The following is a 23261-nucleotide window of genomic DNA, read 5'->3' as shown; positions in this document are numbered from 1 at the left end:
ACTATGCTGGGTTTATTTATTAAAGGTGGACCGATAATGTACGTAATTGCCCTCTGTGCACTGGGGGCTACGGTCATCATTGTAGAACGGTTTCTTTTTTTCAGTATGATAATCAAAAAACAGAGGGAATTACTACCTCAGCTTCAGCAATTGCTGAAAGCAGGGCAATTCAGCCAGGCTGAAGAACTGTGCAGCGTTTCCGAAGTCCCTTTGGCCAAGCTTGCCGGGGCAGGTCTTGAACACCGCAGACTGAGTGAAGATGCAATTAAAGAAGCAGTGATGAATGCTGCGAACCGTCAGGTACCAAGGATAGAACGATATATTAGTGCTTTGGGTACTATCGCCAATATATCGACTCTGCTAGGATTACTTGGTACTGTATCGGGGAATATCAGGGCCTTTGGCGTTCTTGCCGCATCGGGGGCTATGGGTAATCCATCCCTTCTAGCTGGAGCTATTGCAGAGGCTTTAATCACAACTGCCGCGGGACTTATTGTATCAATCCCTGCCACTGTTTTTTATAACTATTTTGTAAGCAAGGCCAACATCATTATCATCGACCTAGAAAGTACCGTGGGAGACCTGGTGCTCCTAGTCCTCGATCAAAAAGAGGAAAAATAGCCATGCAATTTAAGCGGCGACTCAAGTCTCGTACTGTGGTAGATCTGGTACCTATGATAGATGTGGTATTTCAACTGATTCTTTTTTTTCTGGTGTCTACTACCTTTGCAATTCTGCCAGGGATAACCTTGCAGTTGCCCACATCGAGTACTGCAGAACCTACAGCGATGACCCGGCTTATAGTTTCAGTACTCAACCGGGATGAGATTTATCTTAATAAGGATCGAGTCAGTCTTGCAGAACTGGAACAGCGGCTTTCGAAGCTTTCCGAATCAGAACGGGCAGAAATAAAAAGTGTAACCCTGGAAGCAGATCGCACTATTTCCTATGGTCTTACTATTTCCGTCCTTGATGTACTGCGGAAAAGTGGTTTTCGGGGTATTAACCTGCATACCCTTGAAGAATAACCAGGTAGGGATAGAATTATGGTACCGGGATTATTAGAGTACCAAACAGATAAAAAACGATTTGAACAAAGTCTTCTTATCTCAATCCTTATTTGGGTTCTCCTTATGAGTATTCTGGCTTTTCTTCCCATAAGGCCCTATCAGCTATCCGATACTTCTCTGAATCCGGTGTATATTAATTTGGTTTCACCGACAACTACGGTTCAGGAACAACTTTCAGAAGCAGAGCCCTCTCGTACAGCCGGTTCTCGTAAATCTGTAACTGCTCGAGCTCCTGCCAGTGTTGCTTCAGATCATGCGATAACAGTTCCTTTCTCAGAGTCTGTTGCCGGTGGCAGTTCTACAAGCCGGATAAGTCCTGCTCCTCGTGCGAGCAATCCCTATCAGGGGCGAGGTGGGGAAGACCCCTTTGCACCTCTTTCTGAGGCGGACCTGGCTATAGACAGCCCGGAAGCACCGGCACTGCCTAGTGGCCTAGCTCAAGACGCTGGGCTCGCTACTGCCAATGGCAATCCCGTAGGCTCTGCCCAGACTCCGCATCCTGATGCTCTCGCTAGGCGGGTGCAAAGTACGACTCAAGCTTTATCAGAACAGAATGAAGATAGAAGCAGAACTATTGGTTCACAACCAGGTGGCACTGAATCGGGCAGTGTCATTTTCCGTGGCACCAGCACAGGCACAGCCTTAGTGAGCGGTGGCGCAGAGGGAAATCTACAGGGATCTTTCGATTTTGGTGATGGTCCCGGTAGAAGACTGATCTCTGCACCCCAGGCTGTTATTCCTGCCAAACTCCTCGAAGGCCAGCCAACCCTCTTAGAAACAATGGTCCGATTCCGTATCGATAAGGGCGGAACCGTTATCGCCCTCTCGATACAATTCGATCCGCCCCTGCCCCTGGATATTGCGGAGTATCTGAAGACCTATGTGTTTTCCCGGTGGGTCTTTTCTTCATCAAATTCGGATGGACAGGTCAGATTCAAATATAGTATAAAGGTGCAGTGAGACAGGAATTAGATGCAGTTGCCTTCGACCTCGATGGCACCTTGTACCCAAATTACCGTTTTTATCTCCGCCTCCTGCCCTTTATTATCCGGGAACATAAACTGCTCAGAGCCATGGGGAGCGCCCGGGACACCCTGAGAGCCGCCTCCCATGAGGGCCGTTTTTACGATATCCAGGCCAGGATTATGGCGGATATTCTCAAGGACAATCCAGAAAAGATTTATACCAAAACGCAACAGCTTATTTACCGAGGATGGGAACCTATTTTTAAAAAAGTACGGCTTTTCCCCTATGTGCATGAAACGCTTCAGACCTTAAAAGCCGACGGACTTAAGCTCGGTCTCTTATCAGATTTTCCACCCCATAAAAAACTTGAATATCTGGGAATTGCCTCCTATTGGGATGTGGTACTTTGCTCTGAAGAAACGGGTCGTTTAAAACCGGATCCAGTACCCTTTCAAGCACTTTCAGATGCATTACAGGTTGCTCCGGAACGTATTCTTTATGTAGGGAATAGCATAGAATATGATATAAAAGGAGCAAAACACGCTGGTTTTAAGACCGCCTTAGTACGAAATCCGTTAGCCCTAGCTCCTCGAACTGTTCCAGAAGCTGATTTTATTTTCAAAGACTATCGCCAATTACGCCGTTATGTGTTAAGTTAGATAGCAAATGATATTCACTACAGGTAATCTAATAACCCTGGGAATCGTGCTGATTACCCTGGTATTGTTCCGACAACTTGATAAAAACAATCGTTCTCTGGACAAGGTCCGAAAATACGGGGAACGGCTCAAAGAGGACCTCGCTGCCTTTGTGGCAGAGCGGGAAGCCGCGGTTAAAGACTATGCTATTGAATTGGACGTTCAGCAAAAAGCTGCCAAGGAGCTCCTGAAACGGCTTGTTATTACCGAAGAAGACCTTGCAGCCAAGGCTCAGGCTGTTGCTAAGATTGATGAACGGATATCGGCCTATGATGCTTCCCTGGCAGAGCTTATGAACATGACTGCCCGGGTTCAGGAAAATTTAAACCGTATAAAGGAAGAATCTCCCTTTACGGAAACGGTTCTGAAGCGGGTTTTGGAAGCTAAAACACAGCTCCAAGCTCTCGAAAAGAACCTGGGTGATATCGAACTAAACTTTGAACGACAAAATGCCCAGGCTCTGGAAAAGGCAGAAGAAGAAGTTCTTGCGGCCATCCGATCCACCGTATCGGACCTACAAAGTACCGCCGAAACCATTGAACGACGGGTGGAGGAACATCGGGATGCGGTGGTTGCAATAGAAAAACAGCGGAAAGAAAGCCTGAATCGGGATTTAGTCCAGGTTGAGACGGTTCTTAAGGATGCCCTGGAACAGGCTCGTCATGAGGCAGAAAAACTCGAAGATGCGGCCTTTGTAAAACTAAAAGAACAGGCCCTGGAACGGGCACGCAAATTCCAGACCACCGTGGAAGAGCGGCTCCTGCAGTTTCAGGATGCTACTAAGAATAAGGTCCTTGAATTACAGGAGACAACCAAAAACAAGATTCTCGAAATTCAGGGATCGGTTAAAACCTTTAAGGATGAATGGAAACAGGATGTATCCGAGCTTAATGGCCTTGCTAAGGTACAAAAAGAGGAATGGAAAAAAGATCTTACCGAAGCCGGCGCTCAAGCAAAGGCAATTCAGGAACAAATTACCGCCGAAACCAAACAACTAGAAACGGCCATAGAACAAAAAATTACTGACCTTTCTTCCAAAACGGAAAGCAGCATACAACAGATCATCCAGTCTTTCCAGCAAAAACTTAAGGAACTGGAACAAAAGACTTTGGAAGCAGAATCGAAAACCATTGCATCGGTTGATGGGCGGCTTAAGGAATATGCTGCAGCCCAGGCGATACAGTTCCAGCGGCTGGAAGCTGCTGCCGATGAGGTAAGCCATCTCGAAACAGAGCTACGTTCATTTATGAACGAAACCGAACAACGGGTACTGCAGGACTTTGCCCTCTTTGAAAAGGAAAGTGAGAATCGCAGGACAGCCGTGCTTACTTCCTTTGAGAGTGCTGTCAATCAGCTTAAGACCGAGATGACAAACCTCGAAAATGAACTGAATGCACTCAAAACACGGGCATACGAAAATGTTTCGGAGAAGCTCAAACTCTTCGAGGATGATTTCTTTGCTGATCTTGCTAAACGCAGTGAAGAGATCGATCGAAGGCTCTCGGAATGGAAAGCTGCAATGGACAGCCAGCTTGAACAGCTTGAGGAATCGGGTCGTAACGAACGGGCCCAGCTCGAACAAACCTATACAGAACTCTTCAGAACCCGATTGGCTGATCAAAGCGAACGGTTCAGTTCAGACCTTGAACGGCTTAAAATTCAGACTGGTGCCTTTGAAGAAGGAATTCGGGAGCAGATGGAACAGGCAGATCAATCACTGCAAGCCTTTAAGGAACAATTGGCAAAAGATCTGGAAGAAGCCCGGAATGCAGCTGCAGCAGCTACCAAGGCAGAAATCGGCCGGCATGCTTTGGCCATGGCAGAATTGCTTAAAAAGGACCAGCGTGAGATTGAAACATCTCTGAAAACCCTGGTGGATCAGGTGGAAAGCAGAGGGCAGGAACTGGCTGATATGGTGGAAGCCCAGCGGAAAAATCTGGAAAGCTGGCAAACCCGCTTTACACAGCAATTGCGGGATGCCGAATCTGCTATGGAAGAAGCCCGTAAGCGGGCCCGGGAACTTGCCGCAGAAAGCGATGAACGGCTTGCGGCAACAAGAAATGCCATCCAGGAAGCCCATCAGGATGCAGAAGCTTTCAGAAATGAGCTCTTCAGCCGAACCGAAGAACAGGCCAAAACCCTCGATGCAGCAATCAAAGATGCGGACCGGCGTATTAAAGAATTTGTGGCCCAGACCAAACTCTTCGAAAAGGCCGATGAACTTAAACTGTCGTTGGAACGGAAGATTGAAGACCTGCATACCGATCTGGATAAACTTGATCAGCGGCGCAGTGAAGCTGCAGAATTGGAAGCTCAGTTTATCAAGATAAAGCGGCTTGAGGATGAAGTAAACGCCAAGATGACCCGGTTCCTCTCAGAACGACATCGGATCGAAGTAATGGAAGCCGATTTTAACCGGCTTATCCAGACTGCACAGGCTGTAGATGAAAAACTGATGCAAGTTACTGCTTCCGATGATACTCTGCAGGCTTTACAGGCTCAGCTGCGCCGTCTGGAAGATGCGGTCAAGGACGCGGAAGAAAAGTACCTGCGGCTTGAGAGGAAAAACCAGATCATCGATGCAACCAACGATGGTATCGACCGCAATTTCCAGTCCCTCCGGGATATGGAAACTGCGCTGAAACAATATGCTGATGAATTAAAGAGACTTCAATCTGGCATAGAAGCGATAAAGCCGGTTATTGAGAGCCTTTCGCAGGATCGTGACCGGGCTCTGGAAGCTGCCGAAAAGGTTGCTGATGTGGACAGCTTTATGGCTGAGCTGGAAAGAAGGATCGAACAAATGCAGAAGGCCAGGGAATGGCTTGCCCGTACTGAAACCCGCCTCGAGGAACTTTCAAAACAGGCTCAGGAGCAGGTTAAAATTATGGGTACCCTTCTTAAAGAAGAAGGAAAAAAGGGCTTGTCAAAAGATAAGGGAGCTCCTCCTATCGGAGTGAGAGAAACGGTGGTAAAACTGGCCCATCAGGGCTGGACCGTAGATGAAATTGCCCGTACGGTAAAACTTTCCCGGGGTGAAGTAGAACTGATTCTAGAAATTGCACCGAAAGGGTAGGCAGGCAGTTTCTTCAGGGTACCATTCATCATCTAGATTTCGAAACCCCCTGACGTTTGCAAAAGGAAGTCAGGGGGCACTGGGAACAAAGAGGGCTCTGGGGGCGGCAGATCTGCTGACCAAACTGTACAAGGAGCCAGTTTATTCGTCGCCAATAGGGGCGGGGCAGGATATGGCGAAGCGCCTGTTCAGTTTCCTCCGGTACCTTCGTAACAACCCAGCCAGTCCGGTTGCAGATCCGATGCACATGGGTATCCACACAGATGGCATCCTGGCCGAAGCCTTCCGATAGGACCAGGTTTGCAGTTTTTCTACCGACCCCAGGAAGGCTGAGAAGCACTTCCAGAGTATCAGGTACCTTTCCATCATACTGGTGGATGAGGAGATCTGCAATGGTATGCAGGTGTTCAGCTTTGGTCCGATAAAAGCCCGCAGGATAGATAGATTGAGCGATTTCGTCCTTCGTAAGCTTTACCAGTGCTTCCGGTGTAGGTGCTTTTGCAAGGAGGCGCCGGGAACTGGAAAGGGTAACCGCATCTTTTGTTCGTAGGCTGATAACGGTAGATACTAAAACAACCCAGGGTCGGTAGGTATCGGTTTCGGCTTCAAACGCGAGATTGCTCACCGAAGGGAGGTCTATACCTTGTTTTTCGAGATCTTGCTGCCATGTCTCGAGGATTGCAAATATGGTATCCCAGGGAACACTAGAATTGGGCATGTTCCAGGAGACATACTGCCAGAGCTTCTACAGCCATACCTGCACCAATCGCATCAACCCTTTCGTTGGTTTTCCCCTTTACAAAAATCCGATCCACCGTGATTTGTAAGGCTTTAGCAAGAGATTCCCTGATGCTCTGCCGATAGGGAAGTAATTTTGGACTTTCACAGGTAAGAACACAATCAATATTGATGACTTTCCAGCCCTTCTGGTACACAAGCTCAACAGATTTTTTCAGTAATTCCATAGAATCGGCATTTTTCCATTGGAGATCACTCGGTGGAAAGAACTCCCCAATATCGCCAAGACCAGAAGCGCCTAAGAGCGCATCGATAATTGCGTGGCAGAGCACATCCCCATCGGAATGGCCCAATTCTCCCTTGTCAGAGGGAATTGTTATTCCTCCTACAATAAAGGGGCGACCTTCAACCAGCCGATGAAGATCTTTTCCCAAACCGATTCGTATCATGGCAGATCCTCCGGAAAGGTAATTTTTTTATTGCCTGGATCTCCTAGTATAGTATACACCGGCCCAATGAATTGTCCCCATACTTCTGCATCATCGGTGAATTCTTTTCCCTTTTCAAGCTCTTCGTGTTCTGCAAGCTCGTGGGCGGATAGTATTTCTGGAAAATAAAAAGCCTGCGGCGTTTGGGCTGAAACAATGTTTGCCCGGCGGAGGTGTCGGGTAATAATACCTTCCGCATTTATCTCCTTCGGGGTTTCTACTAAGGGCATAACTGGAATTACCGCTTTATGGAGGATGACCTCCTGGATAGTACGTTGAATAAGGGGCGTTTGTACCCAGGGGCGGGCCCCATCATGAATGAGTACATAGTCCACATGATAGGCTTTGAGTAACTCTAGCGCATGATGCACACTTGATCGGCGAGTGTTTGATCCAGGAACAAAAATGATTTTTTGCTTAGGGGAAAGCGTTCCCGGAAAAACCGGCAAGGCTTGCCGGGCTTTCATTTCACCGGTTTCTGGATTGGAAGGAACGGTAATGACGATATATGAAATATCAGAGCAGGCTGCGAAGGCCAATACAGCGGAACCAAGAACTGTAAGGGGTTTTCCAGCTCCATCTAATCTGCCATCACCTAAAAGGTGGTACTCTTTTTTGATACCCCCCATCCGACTAGAAGCCCCTGCCGCAGTAATTACTGCCGCAATGGTTCTACCTTCCATAGGCTAGTTGGCTTCCAGCCGTGCAAAAATAAGGGCTTCTACTTCTTCTTTAGATTTGCCCAGAGAAAAACTGATCTCGTCTTCTAACAGTTTTAAGGCTGAGTCATAGAGTTTTCGTTCCAGAATGGGAAGTTCTTTAATTTTGCTTCTATGATAGAGGGAACGGACAATCGTAGCTATATCGATTACACTGCCCTTTTTTAGAAGATCGAGATTCATCTGGTACCGCAACTTCCAATCTGAAGGTATCGGCTCAAAGCTTTCGCCGATAAGCTCCAGGGCACGCTGGGCTTCTTCCTGGGGGACAATAGCCCTGATTCCCAGTTCTTCAGCCTTTACTGTGGGAACCATGACCGTCATATCCGTTACTTCGAGATAGATAACATAGTAGGGAATTGTCTGGTCCTTAAATTTCTTATCCTGGATGGAAACGATTTTGCCAACACCCTGACTGGGATAGACCACTTTCTGGTCGATTTGAAAGGTAGTAACCTGCTCACTCATTATGTTATATATATCATAAATTATTATTTTGGTGAATAGGTCCCCATGCTACTCCGGGAAGCGCTCTAAATGTTGCATAGACCAGGTATTTAAAGGGATGAATGTCCAGCGGATTGGGGTACCAGCCATCTATTTCGTTCATGTCGATGATGTTCAGGGCTGGGGTATAAGCAATAGGAAGCACGGTACCACCTTGCAGAAGTTGTTCTTCCGCCCTAGACAGGGTCTGCCAGCGGACCTCTCCTTCTTCTTTCATAGACTGGTCTATAAGGTTTTCATAAACCGGATCATGGAATCTGGCATCATTTAAATTGGAATCCCAGCGCCACATCTGGAGAAAGGTATAGGGGTCTGCAAAATCACCAATCCAGGTAGAAGAACCAACCACATAATCATCTTTTTTTAACTCATCAAGATAGGAGTCATAGGAAGTAACTTTAATATCGACCGGTACACCTAGACCATCTTTCCATGCCGAAGCCATGATGCTTGCAATACGATATGCTTCTTTTGACTGGCTGATCTTAATAACGAGGGTAGGCATACCAACCCCTTTGGGAAATCCTGCTTCTTTAAGTAGTTGTTGTGCCTTTTCAAGGTTTGTTTCTGTTAATCCCTTTGGTTTAGGGTACCCTGGAATAGGATAAATAAGGGTTTCTGCGGGAAGGTAGTAGCCCTGTCTAATAGCATCCCAGGGTAATGTAAGGCTTAAGGCCTGACGGACACGGCTGTCATTCCATGGGGATCTAGAAGAACGGATATAGAAATAATAGGTGGCAAACATTGCGTTTACCACAATACCACTGCGGTCCTGAAGGGCTTCCAGGTTCACGTCACCAGCAATCCATCTGGCTTCCCCAGAATTCCAGAGACTGGCTGCTTCCTCTCCATCCTGGGTAAAGCGGATAATTAGTTTTTTTAGAGCAACCCGTTTTGAATCCCAATAGAGCTCATTTTTTGCAAGGACAAGACGGTCTTTATGTTGTTCAACAAGATAGTAAGGTCCGTTTGAGATAGGAACCTGTTTTGACCAATCGGTAATTCCTATCATGTTTGGATGAATAGGGCTAAAGGAATGATGACAGAGCATGCTGGGGAAAAAGGCTGCCGGTGCATTCAGATGTACGATAAGCGTTTTTTCATCAGGGCATTCTATGCCAACCTCTTTAGAATCCTTGTTTTGTCCAGTTCGATATTCCTTGGCACCGACGATTATATCAAACAAGGAAGAATAGGGGTTGTTTCCCGCTGGATCGAGCAGCGAAATCCAGGCATCTCGGAAATGTTGTGATGTAAGTTTGTCCCCATTCCAATACCGGGCAGTACTGCGCAGGGTAAAAGTCCAGGTCTTCTTATCATCTGAAAGTTTCCAGGATTCAGCCACCGCGGGAATCGGTTCAAGGGTTAACGGATTGTAGGAAAAGAGTCCCTCATACAGGGCGGTAAATAGTTGAGCTTCCGAAGCGAGGAATGATTTCCGAGGGTCAAATTCGACAGACCCAGATGAGAAAACAACGGTAAGCTCTTCCTTATTCTGAGGGTCAGGCCTCCCCTCTGCCAAGGGAGTTAGATGCTGGTCGGGACTATTTTCTATAGTACCTTGCATTTCGTTCTTTGTTTCAGGAGTTTCTGAACGATCTGAGGTGCTACTTGTCTGTGGAGGAGCTGGTACTATTATTCCGTTCTTATTTGAAATACAGGAAGTTACCATAATAATTGTTATAAACGAAATATAAAGTACATGTGATGCTTTCATTAATTTTGCTCCTTCTTCGGTTCTTATTGGCTATCCTGAATACCGAGTTTTTTCAGTTGTTCCTGTTCTTCTTTCTGGGCTATATATTCATGTCGTTTCTGATTTGCTTTAACGATAGTATTTTTTATTGAAGAAAGTTCTGGTTTTATACCCCGTATCTTCTCACGGTTCTCTTTAGAGACTTCAGATTTAAAGAATTCATCCAGAGCTGTTAAGGTTCTATGAATTTTTTGTAATTCTTCAATATTCTTTGAAAGAATAGAAAAAAGCTGATCTTCCGAGGCGTTTTCCAACTTAGTCATAAAAGCACTGTTGCGTGAACTAAGCGATGCTAAAGAACGGGCTTTTCTGATCAAATCCATTTTAAATTGTCTAAAGTTTAACTTTTCAGATTGTGTTGTTCCCAGCACCGGATCCAGGTATTCGATTTCGTAGAACACCTCTTCCGAATCTTTATTGAGCATTTTAAGGATGATTTGCCGAACCTTTTGCCAGAATCCATTTTGCTCACTGTCTAGAATCAGTTTATTTTCATCAAGCTTGCTAAGCGTATCGGTTAAAATAAATGAAAGACCATTTAAACCTCTGAGCGCTTCGATGAGCATGGGTCGGGATGATATATCTGTTTTTTTCTTTTCTTTGTTGTCTTCTGGGATGGCAAGCTGTTTTAAAATGTCATTTTTAAGGGAGACTCCTTCAGCACTATAATTTTCTTTAAGGAGTTCCTCGAAAAGTTCTGGATAAAAAGGTCTATCTGACATAGTTTCTGCAAACTTACGTTTAATAAGTTGCATGGTTTCTTCTTTCTTGATAAAAACACTATTGCGGTCCAGGGGCAGGGTATCAAAGAATCTAAGTCTTGCCTCGAGTTTATAATTCTGACGGTGAAAATCGGTAATATCTTTAAGTATTTTTAAAATGTTTTTTGAAGAGCTTTCTAGTCGCTGAAGAGAATCCACGATGAGGCCAGTCCCCAGTTGGTCATTACCTCCTTTAGCAAGGTTAACAATTTCCGCTAAAGACCGGGTATTTATATACTGAGAATTAACTGAAAATTGTAACCAGTTAATATATTTGACAATACCAGCTACACGTTTTAAGCGTTCCATGTTGAGAAATTCAACACTAAATTGATAAAATGTTACAAGAAAATCGATCTGGCTATCAAAATTAGAAAGCCGTATGCTCATCTGTTCAATCCGTTCACTTTCTGTAAAGGGGGATTCGCTAGGAACTTGTAGCTCACCGATTTTTATATCGTTTTTATAAGGGTCTTCTTGGACGAGTCCCTTTCGTAATAACAGTTGGTAGAGACTTCCAAAGGATGCTTTAAATATGGAAAATTCATCTTTAAGTTTTGGTAACAAATTACGATCTAGCCAAAGTTTCCGCTGCTCCAGAGCTTCGGCTAAGTCGTTTTGAAACTGTAGTGCATCTTTCATTACGTATTAAATATGCCCCATTTTGGCGATTAAAGCAATCCAAAGCTACCCTATTGTAATAAGAATATGAAAAAGTTTCGTGCATATCTAATCTATATAGTTTTAATGCCTTTATCTGCTTGTCAATTTACTGCAGATCTCTTTTGGGTTGATACTAAAGTGTATATATTTGAATTGCCTGAGATCCCTCATGAATGGAATGATGTACTAGGTAGCCCTGCATGGCGGTTGGAGTGGCTTAGTGAACAGGGGCATATCAGCAGTATGGATGTGCCACTTGGGGTTATAACGACTGAGGTCTCACTTAGTATTCATCAACCTGGACCAATTTTGGCCTGGCCCTATTGGCCTCAATTGGGCATTACGCCTCACCGTACTCGCCCTGCAGGTGCCCTTTTACCTCTGGATGTACAACAAAATCGTTGCAGACTTACCTGGATGGGTGGGATAGAAGCAACCTTGTTTTATTTGTTGAAAACCAGCCCTGGTAATGCAAAATATGATCCAGATACATTTAATTGGCCGCGGTTCCGTAAGCTTTTTTCTGAAAAAAAACTTCCTTTAGCAGTTCTTGCTGATCCCTGGTGTGTAGATTGGGCTTTGGTAGCTACAAAGACGAGGCTTTCTGGTTTTGATAGCCGGCGTCTTGTGTCACAACCAACAAAACCTTTATTTGTTACCTTACCGGATGTAGGTCCGTGGGTTGCTGACTCTCCGTTTATACCATATCTTCTCGAGGGTCGAGCGTCTGAAGAATTGAAAATTACCCTTGAAACTACTGCCTCTGTGAATACTATTTTATCGGCCCATGGTATAATAGCCTATTCATGGGATGGGATAGCCTATATTTCTGGGTTTCATGATCCCTGATACTTTCTAATAGTAGGAGTACTCCATGGTTGTACATCGTTGTTGGGTTATTAATTGGTTAGTCGTTTTTGTAGCTTTACTAACCTGTTGTTCTAAAGGGAACGTAAAATTAGTCATCCCAGCAGCATTACGTCCTGAACCGATTATTTCCTTATCATATGCCGAAGTGCAAGATGATACTCCTTTACCTCATTGGTATGAGGTGACTCATGAGGGTTACAGATCGATCTCGGATCCCTCCAATTCACAGGTAGTGCCCTTTGCTCCATGGACTACTGCGCCCAGACTTATTGGTTTTGTTGCATCTGGTTCATCAGTTATAGCTGGTGTTAATCGGGATGGGTTCTTGCTTTTTGATGAGTCTTCCTTGGGAACAGTCTCTAATGGGACAAATATTAATGACAAAACTATAGAACAAGACAAATCTGAGAGAACCTTAATTGTCTATCGAATTGCCGATGAAACTAGATTTACATCTTGTTCTGCCCTAGCAATTGTACTGATCCCCCGATCTGAATTGGGACTTGATCAAGGCCCTTCTATGCCAACAATGCTGATCGCCAGAGATCCTTATTTTATTGATATTACCACTGGTTCTATTGCTGAAGCTTCTTCCCTTGTCCCAGCTGAGCCATTTGTTGCGTTGGACCTGAACGATTGTTCCCTTAAAGGGGCACGCCCCCTGGCTTTTGGTCCTATTGGTACCAATATCGAAGCTCTGAATAGGGGTGCCGATGGTCTTTGGTATATTAAAACAACCCGATTTGGTACATCTGGACAGGCAATTCAGGAAGTGAATAGTACGTCACTGAAACAATATCGTTCTTTTTCCAATTTTACACATGAAAGTAACCATATCGATAGGGGAACATACCAAACAGCTCTTAATCCACAGCCGTTCACCGATATGCCAACCATAGTACAAGGTCTCATGCAATCTTTTACGGATTCAAAGCGGAGGATCCACTTCCCAATTCTACAGTTACTCCAACCGGAACAGGCAACTCATGAACAATTTATTGCTGATCCAACAATTAAAAATCAGGCATTTCTTGTTAGTGGTGAAAATGAAATAATTACCTTTTATGGTTTCTCAGATGAAACAAGAGCTGTTGTAATACTTCCCGATGGCAGGGGCGTTATTCGACGATCAAAGGTGGAACCCTTTGCATTACCACCTCTAGCAGAGGGGTTTGTATATACCGGTATTGTAATGCTTCCACACTGGATTATTGCAAGCTGGGAAGAACAGGAAAGTTTTGCCGTAGGTGCTGCGGGTTTTCTCATCGTCCCACTGTAAATCTATGCAGGTTTGGGCTATATTGAGAGTATGGTGCAAGAACAAACTGGACGGCCTAATAATGAGGCTTTCGTCGTTTTAATTGCTTCTCTTTTCATGTTTTTCATCCCTTGTTCAACTACCGCTTGGGACTGGGCTGTTAATGGTTCTATGTTTTTTATACTAGAAGATAATGGCCTCGAAGGGGATCCCATGCCAATTCTTCCTAGCGCTGGTCTTGTTCTTGAATATCCCTTAGCTCCTCCCTTTGCTTTTGGAGCAAGCTATGATCTCTATTCAACCTGTTATGGTTATAGCACAGCCTTAGATCGGGCAATCCCAGTGGCTATAGAAAATCGTTCATCCCTTGTTATAGGAAATGTACTGACCTTCTTTGGTTCTTATCGTATGTTGATTTCTAAGTTCACACCTATTGGAATTCGTCTACGTTTTTCCGCAGGTCTTGCTATAGATGCCAGGCTTTGTCTTATTGCAGATGGCTTAGAGGGAGATGATTTAGAGGATGCTTCCCAACAGACCGCTGAAGTTGCTGGGTATTTTTGGTCAAATGGCCGTTGGTTTTTTCCTATGACTGGTTTCGGTATTGATTTTATTAAGGTTGGACGATTTTGGCTCGGCTTAGATGGTAGAATCTGGTATCCTCTTTACCGGCTCTGGTCTGGAGATAAAGCACCAGCCGCTGAAGGCTGGCGCTATAGTCTAGGTATTCGGATTTCTTTCTAAAGTATGTATCCTGGATTGGTAGTTCTAATTTTATTGCCCAAGTTTATCAGTTTAAGTTTATCAGCCTAGATTTAGCGATTGAGAGCTCGATCTATCTCCGCTTTATTAAAACCTATAATTATTTTCCCATTAATATCTACCACGGGTACTCCCATTTGACCTGATTTACGGACCATTTCCTCGGCTCGTCGCTGATCCCGGCCTACATCATAGTCAGTAAAGGGAACACCTTTCTGGCGTAGGTAATTTTTTACCATAGTACAATAGGGACAACTCTGAGTTGAATATACATTAACAGCCATAATTACCTCCTAATATGTTCTTGTATCGATATTCTTATACATATAATTTATAATATATATAAAAATAAGTCAAGAGGTCATGTGGCATTAGTTTTCTTCAGAGTACCGTTTTGCTGTCATGATGAGGACCGCAATATCTCCCTGACGAACTCCGTTGATGCGGCTTGCTTGGCCTATGGTTAATGGTTTAATTTTTATTAATTTTTCCTTTGCCTCTGCAGAGAGTCCGAGGATAGATCGGTAGTCCAGGTTTGTTGGGAGTTTCATGGCTTCCATCTTGGCAGTACGGGCGGCAGCTCGGCGCTCCTTTTCTATATAGCCTGCATATTTAATGTCCAAGCTGACCCGCTCTACCCACTCTCGTGGGTAATGGTCTAATTCAGGAGCAAAGGGTTTTATATGTTCAAGTTGGACCTGGGAATTGGTTAGAGCCCGTTCTAGGGATTCTCCAATATGGGGAGTAAGTACATGCTCTAGATCGGTACTTATCTTCCGGGAACGAAGCAATTCGGTAATTTCATCAAGGGTCTGAACCTTTTTCTGGAACCGTTCCCAACGCTGGTCATCCACAAGGCCCAGGGCACGCCCTTTGGGCGTCAGCCGAGCATCGGCTGTATCGTGGCGGAGCATGAGCCGATGCTCCGCCCGGCTCGTGAACATCCGGTACGGCTCCTTGGTTCCCAGGGTCGTCAAATCATCGATAAGTACGCCGATATACGCTTCGGACCGTTCTAAGATGAGCGGCTCTTTGCCGAGTAATTTCATGGCTGCATTGATACCCGCCACGATGCCCTGGGCCGCCGCTTCTTCATATCCAGAACTTCCGTTAGTCTGGCCTGCTACGAAAAGGCCTGAAAGCCGTTTCGATTCAAGAGATGGGTATAGATCCTGAGGGTCCAGGTAATCATATTCCACCGCATAGGCAGGTCGGACAATACGGGCTTCTTCGAGGCCGGGGAGGCTATGGATAAATGCCACCTGTACATCCTCTGGTAAGGAACTAGAAGCGCCGTTAAGATACATCTCGTTGGTTTCGAGGCTTTCCGGTTCTATGAAAATATGGTGCCGTTCTCGGTCGGGGAATCGAACTACCTTATCTTCTAAGGATGGACAATATCGGGGGCCTACACCGATGATTTTTCCCCCATAAAGGGGTGAACGGTGTATGTTGTTTCGGATAATTTCGTGAGTTTTTTCGGTTGTGTAGGTAATCCAGCAGGGAACTGAGGGACGATCTAAGCGGCTATCTGCTTCTATATCAAAGGTAAAGGGGATAGCTTCCTCTCCGTCTTGTCGTTCCAATCTGGAATAGTCAATGGTTTCACCGGCAATTCGGGCTGGGGTTCCGGTTTTTAGGCGTCCCACCGGAAAGCCCCGGCGTCGTAGACTGGTACCAAGTCCAATAGCGGCACCCTCACCAAGGCGACCCATAGGAGCGTCATATTCGCCGATAAAAATTTTACCTTCCATAAAAGTTCCGGTGGCCAGAATGGCTGCCCTACATCCGATCCGGTGGCCCCGCTCGGTGATAACACCTTCAAGATGCTGTTCATCCTCTGATACGATGAGGTCAACTACGGTATCCATGAATATATGAAGGTTTTTTTGTTGTTCTACTGCAGAACGGGCTACAGCCTGGTAGCGCCATTTATCAGCTTGAGCCCGAGGGGCTTGGACCGCAGGTCCCCGGGACCGGTTCAATACTCGGTACTGAATGAGGGTTGCATCGATGAGTTTTGCCATCTGGCCTCCAAGAGCATCTACCTCGCGAACAAGGTTGCCCTTTGAAAGACCGCCGATGGCTGGATTACAGGATAAGGCCCCAATTTTATCGGGATTTTGCGTGATAAGTAGGGTTTTTAATCCCAAACGAGCACTGGCGAGGGATGCTTCGATTCCTGCATGCCCACCACCTACGACAATTACATCATAATCCATAGATTGATTATCCTATTTACCGACACAGAATCGGCTGAACATGGTTTCGAGAATTTCAGCGGTGGTAACTTCACCGGTAATTTCACCCAAGGATTCCACCGCTTCTCTAAGTTCCGGGGCTATCAAATCCAAGGGAGCATGATGGTCTGCAAGATAGAGGGCTTCCTTAAGGGATGCTATAGCCTGATCAACCAGAGCTTTTTGCCGTTCAGAGGCAATACCGACGGATACTTTCCCAGGGTAAGCCCACGGTGTTGCAGAGGAATGTCCCGACACACTTTTTGCATCGGACATATTTACCCCTTCGCTAATGATAGATCCCGGTCCTCCTTCAAGGATAGTCCTCATTGCAAGAGCGAGTTCAGGTATACCAAAACCTGTTTTAGCGCTCACCGCAAGGATCGGTGGATTTGCTGGAAAAGAATGGAATTCTGTAAATACTCCGGCAATCGAAAGCTGTTGGAAACCAGCGGTTTCTATTGTATGATAGGGAGCTATATCAGATTTATTCCAGATCACAAGGATAGGGGGAATCTGACGGTCTTTCCACAGTTCTCTTCCCTGATATTCTTTGAGTAGGTGCCAGTCTGAATCTTGAAAGCCTGTTTTCCCATCTATTATGAAAAGGATGAGGTCCGCTGCCTGTACTATGCTTTTACTTCGTTCCACCCCAATTTGTTCAATAGGATCTTCTGCCTGGCGAAGACCTGCCGTATCAACGAGTCTTACAGGAATGCCCTCCAAAGAAATCCATGCTTCTATATAGTCCCGAGTGGTGCCGGGGATGTCAGTCACTATGGAGCGTTCTTCCTTTATAAGGCGGTTGAAAAGGCTTGATTTACCCGCATTGGGGCGGCCTGCTATTGCTACCAGGGCTCCATCCCGATACAATTTTTCAATACGGTAGGTTGCTGCAAGAGCTTCCAGGTCTTTCAATGCTTGTTCTACTCGGAGCCGGTCCGGCATGATCCCTGCAGCCTCTGCTATAGCTGCTGGAAGCTTTGTTCCTGATTGATCATTAAGAACAAGCCCATCCTCAGCAATACCTGAAACACCATCATCTTCAGAGTAATCCAGAAAAAGCTCTGTTGCAGCCAAAGCATGGACCAGCGCTTCTTTAATTGCACGAATTTCAGTTTCTAAAACTCCAGAAAGACGGCCCAGAGCGTGGCGGCGGCTTTCATCGGTTTTCGCTTCTATTAATTCAACCACCGATTCGGAACGGGTCAGATCCAATTTCCCATTCATAAAGGCACGGAAGGTAAATTCACCGGGCAAGGCCTGGCGAAAACCACCATCAAAGAGACTTTGGAGAATTGAACGGGCAATGGCGATACCACCATGGCATGAGATATCTACCGCATCTTCGCCAGTATAGCTTCGTGGACTGCGGAAAACCGAAAGAAGTACCTCATCAATCTTTTCACCCTGGCTATTTTGTATCCAGCCATGGACTATTGTATTTCCTGGAGCACTTAAAAGGGCTTTTGGCCGGGAAAATAGATTTGCCAAGAGGTCAATACAGCCTGGTCCAGCAGTACGGATAACTGCTAAAGCGCTTTCTGCGAGAGGAGTTGCATGGGCAGCGATTGGGTCATTGCTGCCATAGGATGGACGGTTCATAAGTATTAACGGAGCATAGCGAAAATTCTATGAAAATACAAGCTAAGCTTGACGAACCAAATTACTGCGCTATACTTCAATCAAAGTATATATGTGACACATCGTTAAGGAGGAATACATGAGAAGCAAGCAATATTTTATTACCTTGTTCATAGGTTTATTGTTTGGAGCCTCGTTTTTATCAGCTCAGCAGGCAGAAATCAGTAAAAAACAGGATGTGGCGGTTTTTGCTCTTGGGTATTATGGGTATAACATTCCCCTTGAGGTCCTCGCTAATGTGGATGCAGAGATTCAGGGGGTTTTTATTAATCTTGGTCGTTTTAATGTATTGGGACAGACTGAACGATTTTCTTCCAAGGATGTACAGGATTTCATCAATTTGATACAAACCGCAAAGCAGAACAATACCCCTCTTCCCGATGAGGTTAAATTTGGAGATGTTCAGTTAACCGAAGGGCTCCTTAAAAAACTTTATGGAGCTTTTGTAGTGGTGATCCCAACCATCGTAGATTTTCAAGTTGAAAAACCTAAAAATGAATATGAAGCCCGAATCAAGACATCAGTGGCCTTTCTAAATGTAGCAGAGGGGACTACCATTGGTATGGCTAACATCGAAACCACAGGTAGTTCAAAGGAATCCCAAACAAAGGCTATCGCACTGGCTATAAATTCCATACCCTTCCAACTAACCTATGAGGTTCGAAAGATCCCAGCTTTTACCCTTCGAACCCAAGTGTTGCAGGCTAATATCTTTGAGGCAAAGATGCAGTTTGGTACTGATATGGGAGTGAAGGTGGGAGATGAGTATGTGGTAGTTAAACGCGATTCTATTGGCGGTCTCGTTGATGAACGGGAAGAAGGCCTCCTCGTGATTAAGGATGTGGGGCCTCAAATTAGTACTGCTGCGGTACGATATGCTGGATCTTCCCTTAAGGCTGGAGCTCAGTTACGTGAAGTACCACGGCTTGGTGTAGATGTAGAACCTTATCTTTATTACATAACATATTTCGAATCTGTCCAAGGATGGGATTTAGATAATAGGGATGAAATAAAGTCCACTGAAGGAACTCTTGCTGCGGGGGCTAAATTTGCACTCAGTCGTGGTTGGTATAATGTACGACCAATTGGTGGTGTGCAGATTAATTTTGATACCGCCCTTTGGTTGCCAGTTATAGGTTATCTGGGAGCAGAATATAATCTGTTTGTAAGACGGTTTGCCCTAACCGGAACCGCAGCTGTTGCAGGAGCGAGTAATGCGATAATTCGGCTTATAGAAAAAAATTATTCTGAAAGTGATGATCCATGGCTTACACACTTTGGGGTTAAGCTAAATATTGGTATTAGTTATCTTATTAACCGAGATATGAGAATCTTTACCAATTATGGAATGGATTATCTTTGGGGAATGGGTGATAACCTTGGCGGTCCTTTCCAGAGCTATGGTGGTTATGGAATCGCCGCGGGTGTGGCCTTTAAAATGTAATTTACGTATATATTGATGATAGCTGCCCAGTTTTTAAAACTGGGCAGCTTTTTATAGCCATGAAATCTTGCATAGGCTTTCCTGTCTTGATAGTATAGGCAACATGAAAGGAATTATTGTTGCTGCAGGTTATGGGACACGCTTTTTACCGGTCACCAAAACTATACCAAAGGAAATGTTGCCGGTAGTTAATGTACCGTCTATAGCCTTTATTGTTGATGAATTTGTAAAGTCTGGTATCGAAGATATTATCATTATCAGTTCACGGAGAAAAAAGGTTCTGGAAGACTATTTTGATCGGGAAATTGAACTGGAATCGGTGTTCGAAAAAGAAGGTAAACTTGACCGGCTGGAACGGATTAAACCACCGGTAAATGTCCGTTTTGCCTTTGTCCGGCAGCAGCGGATGCTGGGCACCGGACACGCTCTGCTGCAAGTCAAGGAGCTCGTTGGAAACGATGCCTGTGTCGTTGCCTATCCTGATGACCTTCATATCGGTGAGCCTCCCCTGGCGGCTCAGCTTATGGCTAGCTGGCGTGAAACTGGCTGTTCTGTAATGGCGAGCGTTTATGAGCCGGGAGATGTGAGTCGTTATGGCGTTTTAGATATAGCCGCTGACGGTAAGCATGTACGGGCTATTGTGGAAAAACCCAGCCGGGGCACAGAACCAAGTCATGAAGTGTCTATAGGCCGTTACTTATACACCCCAGAGTTCTTTCATTATCTGGCAGAAGGCTGGGAACGGCATGAGGGTGGCGAGTACTATCATATCTATGCGCTCAATAAATTGATGAATGAAGGGAAGGTGGTGTACCGCCGACTTTCCGGTCAGCGGCTTGATACGGGTGAGCCTGAAGGCTATCTGGATGCTATCCTCCGCTATGCCGATACGGTACCTTCTCTTCGGAAGGTCCTCGATTCTTATATGACTGAACGGAAAGGGAGTATTGTTAAAAGTTAGAATCTTTAAATATTGTTATGTTTAATACAATGACAATATCAGAGAGATAAATAGGCCGAGTCATTGTCTCAGGCGACAGATTCTTAAAACAGCTTCTCGTTTTATTTGATATCGAAGCATTGTTGTATTATAAATTTTAAATGTCTGAGGCAATGTACCTATCTGTACGGTAATTTATATCCTTAATAACAGTTCTATTCTCTACAAGATAAGAAATCCTATCTTGTTGTAACCGTAATAAGCTTCTTCGTTTGGATAGTATAGAATCAAGTTCGCAATTTGATAGATGTATCCTAATAAGAAATTGCTTCGAGTTTTCGTTCAATATTTAAAAAAACCTGTACCAGGGTAGGATCAAATCGTGTTCCGCTACAATTGCGGATTTCTGTAACCGCTTCATCATGACTCCGGGGAATGTTGTAGGAGCGGGATGCTCTCATAGCGTCATAGGCATCAGCGATGGCGATAATACGAGCAGGGAGGGGAATAGCTGTTCCTGCAAGTTTCATGGGATAACCTTTCCCATCCCACCGCTCGTGGTGATATAAGCAAACATCATAGGGAATTTTTAAAAAATTAATATAACTAGAAAAGGATGGATCATTCTGAAACAGAAGGATGATTTTTTTAATATATGCTGCTCCTGCTTTTGTATGATTCTGCATTTCTTTAAATTCTATTTCAGTAAGGTCACCTCTTTTCTCAATTAATTCCTTTTTAATATGTACTTTACCTATGTCATGTAGTACCGATGTATAGGCAATATCCTTTAAATATTGAAATGTTTCATAAGGTGCTTTCGTTATCAATTTTAAACGGTATATTTCTTCGATCATATACGTAGTAATAATCCTAATGTTTTGTAAGTGTTGGGATGTTTCCTTATTGTGTTCTTCTACAAGTGAACAGACTAGAGAAATAAGCATCATTTTATGGGCTTCTATCGTTTTTTGTGCATGGAGCAGTTGCATATTGGTAGCTGAGAGCGTTTCGATGAAAAAATCACTTTTTTGATAATACAATAATTCTATTTCTGCGCTCATATCACGGGTTGATAAAAAATAGTAAAAAAGTTTTTTTTGCTTGTTATAAACCCGTTTACCACTGATACCAAGATGGAGAAATGGATGGAGCTGAAGGTCTGAAACAGAGGTTGTTTGCTCGGTGATCATTCCGAGGGATGACATGTCCTGTAACATAATGGGAAAATGGAATTCTGGAATTGTTTGTTCATCAGTAGTAGTAAAATTACTGGGTAGATATTTTTCAAAAAGCAAATCAATATAAAATGATGAAGAGAATTCTTCTTTTGTCATTTCCATCGCATCAAGCAGTTTTCCTGAAATATAAACAACGCGCCGCCGGTGATCGAGTATGAGGGGATATTTTTCTTTAATAGACTGTTCAAGTAAAGTTTTAGTATTATATGCAGCTTTTTGTAGTGTTTTAAAATAATGCTGTTTTAGCCTAACATAACTATTATGCAGGCGAATAATAAGTGTTTTAGCTTTTTTTGTATACTGTACAACGTATTTATATTTTGCTAATAATCGATAATATCGATTCCGGTAGTTATTATTCATCATATTGTTTCACATTTGTTATTGATTTACAACAGTACTTTCTGAACCTGCAAGTTTGAGCCCTAAAAATACCCAGGGGGCACCGGCGGAAGTCCAGAATCCCAATAGCCCATAGCGAATAAAACGTCCCATCGCATACCAGGGGGAACTTTCTCCGGGAAATACCTGTTTAAGACTAACATATATGATACCTGCACCGGTCATGCCTATCAAGTAGCGCAAAAACAATTCCCGAAACCGAGGTGACTTTCCCCGGGCGTTATGGCGGGCTGAAAAGGCAAAGTATTCTATCATAACGAAATAACCAGTTGTTATACCGAAAAAGGCGCCCCCCATACTGGTATCTTGAGGATTCAGTCCATTCATGATAAAAGCAATAAGAGCTACCGTCAGGATTTTAAATCGGATATTCAGGGTATTAAAAATTTTTTCAATACTCTCTGACCCCAAGTAATAGGTACCTAGAATACTGAGGGCAAGAATCCAGCCAGCAAACAGGTCGGTTGGGAAGTGAACACCAAGGTAGAGTCTACTAAAACTGATGAGCAGCGGAAGGGCAACAGCAAGAATCAGCCCCAAGGGCTGGCGAATCCATCCACCAATAATTCCCCAAAAGGTGAGAGACCTCTGAGCATGACCTGATGGAATACCGTACGAGTCTTCTACAGCCCGTCCTACTGATGGATCAAGCTGATAGGGCCGGGGCTGTTTCAGCACATTTTTAACGGTTCCATTAAGCCATGCAGAAAGGAGGACCGCAGTTCCCAGGCGAAGCCCCCGTCTTTCATCAATACACCAAAAAATAAGGGGTAATACAGCGAGATAGGCCAATTCAGATCCCAGACTAGTGATGATTTTCATCATCAACGATAGAGTAGGGGATTCATAGTGCTGAATAAACCGGATTATATCCAGTCCCCATTGGTACATGTTTTGATAGATACTTTCCATAATTAATTTGTCCTGCCTTTTGAGTCTCGAAACTTCTTACTAAGTATTAAAATGGGAAATTAGTGATAATACAAGCATTTTTCTGAAGATTTTATATAGAAAAAAG

At 44.4% G+C, this 23261-nt stretch carries 21 protein-coding genes; 10 read left to right on the top strand and 11 right to left on the bottom strand.

The window, feature by feature from the left end:
* The first annotated feature begins 3 nt into the window (after nt 1-3).
* From SPICA_RS10735 to SPICA_RS10715, 5 genes are read left to right on the top strand one after another with little or no spacing between them, the layout of a single operon-like run.
* Nucleotides 4-621: a MotA/TolQ/ExbB proton channel family protein gene (locus SPICA_RS10735; protein WP_013969527.1), complete on the top strand. Its 618-nt coding sequence runs from the start codon at nt 4-6 to the stop codon at nt 619-621.
* A gap of 2 nt (nt 622-623) precedes the next feature.
* The gene (locus SPICA_RS10730) at nt 624-1028 is read left to right on the top strand and encodes an ExbD/TolR family protein (RefSeq protein WP_013969526.1); all 405 of its coding nucleotides are present in this window, start codon (nt 624-626) and stop codon (nt 1026-1028) included.
* An 18-nt stretch (nt 1029-1046) separates the two neighbouring features.
* Nucleotides 1047-2030, top strand: coding sequence for a hypothetical protein (locus SPICA_RS10725; protein WP_013969525.1), 984 nt, complete (start codon nt 1047-1049; stop codon nt 2028-2030).
* Nucleotides 2027-2695, top strand: coding sequence for an HAD family hydrolase (locus SPICA_RS10720; protein ID WP_013969524.1), 669 nt, complete (start codon nt 2027-2029; stop codon nt 2693-2695). The genes SPICA_RS10725 and SPICA_RS10720 overlap by 4 nt, the downstream gene beginning before the upstream one ends.
* A gap of 7 nt (nt 2696-2702) precedes the next feature.
* Nucleotides 2703-5810 (top strand): SpiroCoCo family coiled-coil protein, encoded by a 3108-nt coding sequence (locus tag SPICA_RS10715; protein WP_013969523.1) that lies wholly within the window; start codon nt 2703-2705, stop codon nt 5808-5810.
* A 28-nt stretch (nt 5811-5838) separates the two neighbouring features.
* Here the strand turns inward: SPICA_RS10715 and SPICA_RS10710 are convergent, their stop codons facing one another.
* The 6 genes from SPICA_RS10710 to SPICA_RS10685 are packed head-to-tail and all read right to left on the bottom strand — an operon-like array spanning nt 5839 to nt 11421.
* Nucleotides 5839-6528: an endonuclease III domain-containing protein gene (locus SPICA_RS10710; RefSeq protein WP_013969522.1), complete on the bottom strand. Its 690-nt coding sequence runs from the start codon at nt 6526-6528 to the stop codon at nt 5839-5841.
* Complete coding sequence (gene ispF / locus SPICA_RS10705) at nt 6515-6997, bottom strand: 2-C-methyl-D-erythritol 2,4-cyclodiphosphate synthase (protein ID WP_013969521.1); 483 nt, start codon at nt 6995-6997, stop codon at nt 6515-6517. The genes SPICA_RS10710 and ispF overlap by 14 nt, the downstream gene beginning before the upstream one ends.
* Complete coding sequence (locus SPICA_RS10700) at nt 6994-7719, bottom strand: IspD/TarI family cytidylyltransferase (RefSeq protein WP_013969520.1); 726 nt, start codon at nt 7717-7719, stop codon at nt 6994-6996. The genes ispF and SPICA_RS10700 overlap by 4 nt, the downstream gene beginning before the upstream one ends.
* A 3-nt stretch (nt 7720-7722) precedes the next feature.
* Nucleotides 7723-8223 (bottom strand): CarD family transcriptional regulator, encoded by a 501-nt coding sequence (locus tag SPICA_RS10695; RefSeq protein ID WP_013969519.1) that lies wholly within the window; start codon nt 8221-8223, stop codon nt 7723-7725.
* Between the two features lie 13 nt (nt 8224-8236).
* Nucleotides 8237-9979, bottom strand: coding sequence for a peptide ABC transporter substrate-binding protein (locus SPICA_RS10690; RefSeq protein WP_013969518.1), 1743 nt, complete (start codon nt 9977-9979; stop codon nt 8237-8239).
* Between the two features lie 23 nt (nt 9980-10002).
* Nucleotides 10003-11421 (bottom strand): hypothetical protein, encoded by a 1419-nt coding sequence (locus tag SPICA_RS10685; protein ID WP_013969517.1) that lies wholly within the window; start codon nt 11419-11421, stop codon nt 10003-10005.
* Nucleotides 11422-11487: 66 nt separating this feature from the next.
* On the opposite strand from SPICA_RS10685, the gene SPICA_RS10680 reads away from it, so the two are divergent.
* The 3 genes from SPICA_RS10680 to SPICA_RS10670 are packed head-to-tail and all read left to right on the top strand — an operon-like array spanning nt 11488 to nt 14314.
* On the top strand, nt 11488-12291 hold the full coding sequence (locus SPICA_RS10680) for a hypothetical protein (protein WP_013969516.1): 804 nt from the start codon (nt 11488-11490) through the stop codon (nt 12289-12291).
* A gap of 25 nt (nt 12292-12316) precedes the next feature.
* Nucleotides 12317-13591, top strand: a complete 1275-nt coding sequence (locus SPICA_RS10675) for a DUF8086 family protein (RefSeq protein ID WP_013969515.1) — start codon at nt 12317-12319, stop codon at nt 13589-13591.
* A 30-nt stretch (nt 13592-13621) separates the two neighbouring features.
* On the top strand, nt 13622-14314 hold the full coding sequence (locus SPICA_RS10670; protein WP_013969514.1) for a hypothetical protein: 693 nt from the start codon (nt 13622-13624) through the stop codon (nt 14312-14314).
* Between the two features lie 71 nt (nt 14315-14385).
* On the opposite strand, the gene SPICA_RS10665 is transcribed toward SPICA_RS10670, so the two are convergent.
* From SPICA_RS10665 to mnmE, 3 genes are all read right to left on the bottom strand, one after another.
* Nucleotides 14386-14616 (bottom strand): glutaredoxin domain-containing protein, encoded by a 231-nt coding sequence (locus SPICA_RS10665; protein WP_013969513.1) that lies wholly within the window; start codon nt 14614-14616, stop codon nt 14386-14388.
* A gap of 87 nt (nt 14617-14703) precedes the next feature.
* The gene (gene mnmG, locus SPICA_RS10660; protein ID WP_013969512.1) at nt 14704-16554 is read right to left on the bottom strand and encodes a tRNA uridine-5-carboxymethylaminomethyl(34) synthesis enzyme MnmG; all 1851 of its coding nucleotides are present in this window, start codon (nt 16552-16554) and stop codon (nt 14704-14706) included.
* Between the two features lie 12 nt (nt 16555-16566).
* A complete protein-coding gene (gene mnmE / locus SPICA_RS10655) occupies nt 16567-18177 on the bottom strand; it encodes a tRNA uridine-5-carboxymethylaminomethyl(34) synthesis GTPase MnmE (protein ID WP_013969511.1) in 1611 nt (536 codons plus the stop codon).
* Between the two features lie 118 nt (nt 18178-18295).
* On the opposite strand from mnmE, the gene SPICA_RS10650 reads away from it, so the two are divergent.
* Nucleotides 18296-19660 (top strand): hypothetical protein, encoded by a 1365-nt coding sequence (locus tag SPICA_RS10650; protein ID WP_013969510.1) that lies wholly within the window; start codon nt 18296-18298, stop codon nt 19658-19660.
* Between the two features lie 103 nt (nt 19661-19763).
* Nucleotides 19764-20621, top strand: a complete 858-nt coding sequence (locus tag SPICA_RS10645; protein WP_013969509.1) for a UTP--glucose-1-phosphate uridylyltransferase — start codon at nt 19764-19766, stop codon at nt 20619-20621.
* Nucleotides 20622-20914: 293 nt separating this feature from the next.
* On the opposite strand, the gene SPICA_RS14950 is transcribed toward SPICA_RS10645, so the two are convergent.
* Nucleotides 20915-22207 carry an HD-GYP domain-containing protein gene (locus tag SPICA_RS14950; RefSeq protein ID WP_013969508.1) on the bottom strand — a complete coding sequence of 431 codons (1293 nt, stop codon included), beginning with the start codon at nt 22205-22207 and terminating at the stop codon, nt 20915-20917.
* Between the two features lie 15 nt (nt 22208-22222).
* Nucleotides 22223-23155, bottom strand: coding sequence for a phosphatase PAP2 family protein (locus tag SPICA_RS10635; protein ID WP_013969507.1), 933 nt, complete (start codon nt 23153-23155; stop codon nt 22223-22225).
* Between the last annotated feature and the right edge of the window lie 106 nt (nt 23156-23261).

The sequence above is a fragment of the Gracilinema caldarium DSM 7334 genome, from assembly GCF_000219725.1.
GTDB classification, from domain to species: domain Bacteria; phylum Spirochaetota; class Spirochaetia; order Treponematales; family Breznakiellaceae; genus Gracilinema; species Gracilinema caldarium.
Note: the sequence above shows the minus strand (reverse complement) of the source record. Positions and strands in the feature narration are given on the sequence as shown.

What these genes read in the sequence shown, in the direction of transcription:
- ispF (WP_013969521.1), bottom strand. Translation starts at nt 6,997, where the DNA reads ATGATACGAATCGGTTTGGGAAAAGATCTTCATCGGCTGGTTGAAGGT.
- SPICA_RS10635 (WP_013969507.1), bottom strand. Translation starts at nt 23,155, where the DNA reads ATGGAAAGTATCTATCAAAACATGTACCAATGGGGACTGGATATAATC.
- SPICA_RS10665 (WP_013969513.1), bottom strand. Translation starts at nt 14,616, where the DNA reads ATGGCTGTTAATGTATATTCAACTCAGAGTTGTCCCTATTGTACTATG.
- SPICA_RS10645 (WP_013969509.1), top strand. Translation starts at nt 19,764, where the DNA reads ATGAAAGGAATTATTGTTGCTGCAGGTTATGGGACACGCTTTTTACCG.
- mnmE (WP_013969511.1), bottom strand. Translation starts at nt 18,177, where the DNA reads ATGAACCGTCCATCCTATGGCAGCAATGACCCAATCGCTGCCCATGCA.
- SPICA_RS10695 (WP_013969519.1), bottom strand. Translation starts at nt 8,223, where the DNA reads ATGAGTGAGCAGGTTACTACCTTTCAAATCGACCAGAAAGTGGTCTAT.
- SPICA_RS10725 (WP_013969525.1), top strand. Translation starts at nt 1,047, where the DNA reads ATGGTACCGGGATTATTAGAGTACCAAACAGATAAAAAACGATTTGAA.
- SPICA_RS10690 (WP_013969518.1), bottom strand. Translation starts at nt 9,979, where the DNA reads ATGAAAGCATCACATGTACTTTATATTTCGTTTATAACAATTATTATG.
- SPICA_RS10715 (WP_013969523.1), top strand. Translation starts at nt 2,703, where the DNA reads ATGATATTCACTACAGGTAATCTAATAACCCTGGGAATCGTGCTGATT.
- SPICA_RS10700 (WP_013969520.1), bottom strand. Translation starts at nt 7,719, where the DNA reads ATGGAAGGTAGAACCATTGCGGCAGTAATTACTGCGGCAGGGGCTTCT.
- SPICA_RS10710 (WP_013969522.1), bottom strand. Translation starts at nt 6,528, where the DNA reads ATGCCCAATTCTAGTGTTCCCTGGGATACCATATTTGCAATCCTCGAG.
- SPICA_RS10735 (WP_013969527.1), top strand. Translation starts at nt 4, where the DNA reads ATGCTGGGTTTATTTATTAAAGGTGGACCGATAATGTACGTAATTGCC.
- SPICA_RS10680 (WP_013969516.1), top strand. Translation starts at nt 11,488, where the DNA reads ATGAAAAAGTTTCGTGCATATCTAATCTATATAGTTTTAATGCCTTTA.
- SPICA_RS10730 (WP_013969526.1), top strand. Translation starts at nt 624, where the DNA reads ATGCAATTTAAGCGGCGACTCAAGTCTCGTACTGTGGTAGATCTGGTA.
- SPICA_RS10670 (WP_013969514.1), top strand. Translation starts at nt 13,622, where the DNA reads ATGGTGCAAGAACAAACTGGACGGCCTAATAATGAGGCTTTCGTCGTT.
- SPICA_RS10685 (WP_013969517.1), bottom strand. Translation starts at nt 11,421, where the DNA reads ATGAAAGATGCACTACAGTTTCAAAACGACTTAGCCGAAGCTCTGGAG.
- SPICA_RS14950 (WP_013969508.1), bottom strand. Translation starts at nt 22,207, where the DNA reads ATGATGAATAATAACTACCGGAATCGATATTATCGATTATTAGCAAAA.
- SPICA_RS10675 (WP_013969515.1), top strand. Translation starts at nt 12,317, where the DNA reads ATGGTTGTACATCGTTGTTGGGTTATTAATTGGTTAGTCGTTTTTGTA.
- mnmG (WP_013969512.1), bottom strand. Translation starts at nt 16,554, where the DNA reads ATGGATTATGATGTAATTGTCGTAGGTGGTGGGCATGCAGGAATCGAA.
- SPICA_RS10650 (WP_013969510.1), top strand. Translation starts at nt 18,296, where the DNA reads ATGAGAAGCAAGCAATATTTTATTACCTTGTTCATAGGTTTATTGTTT.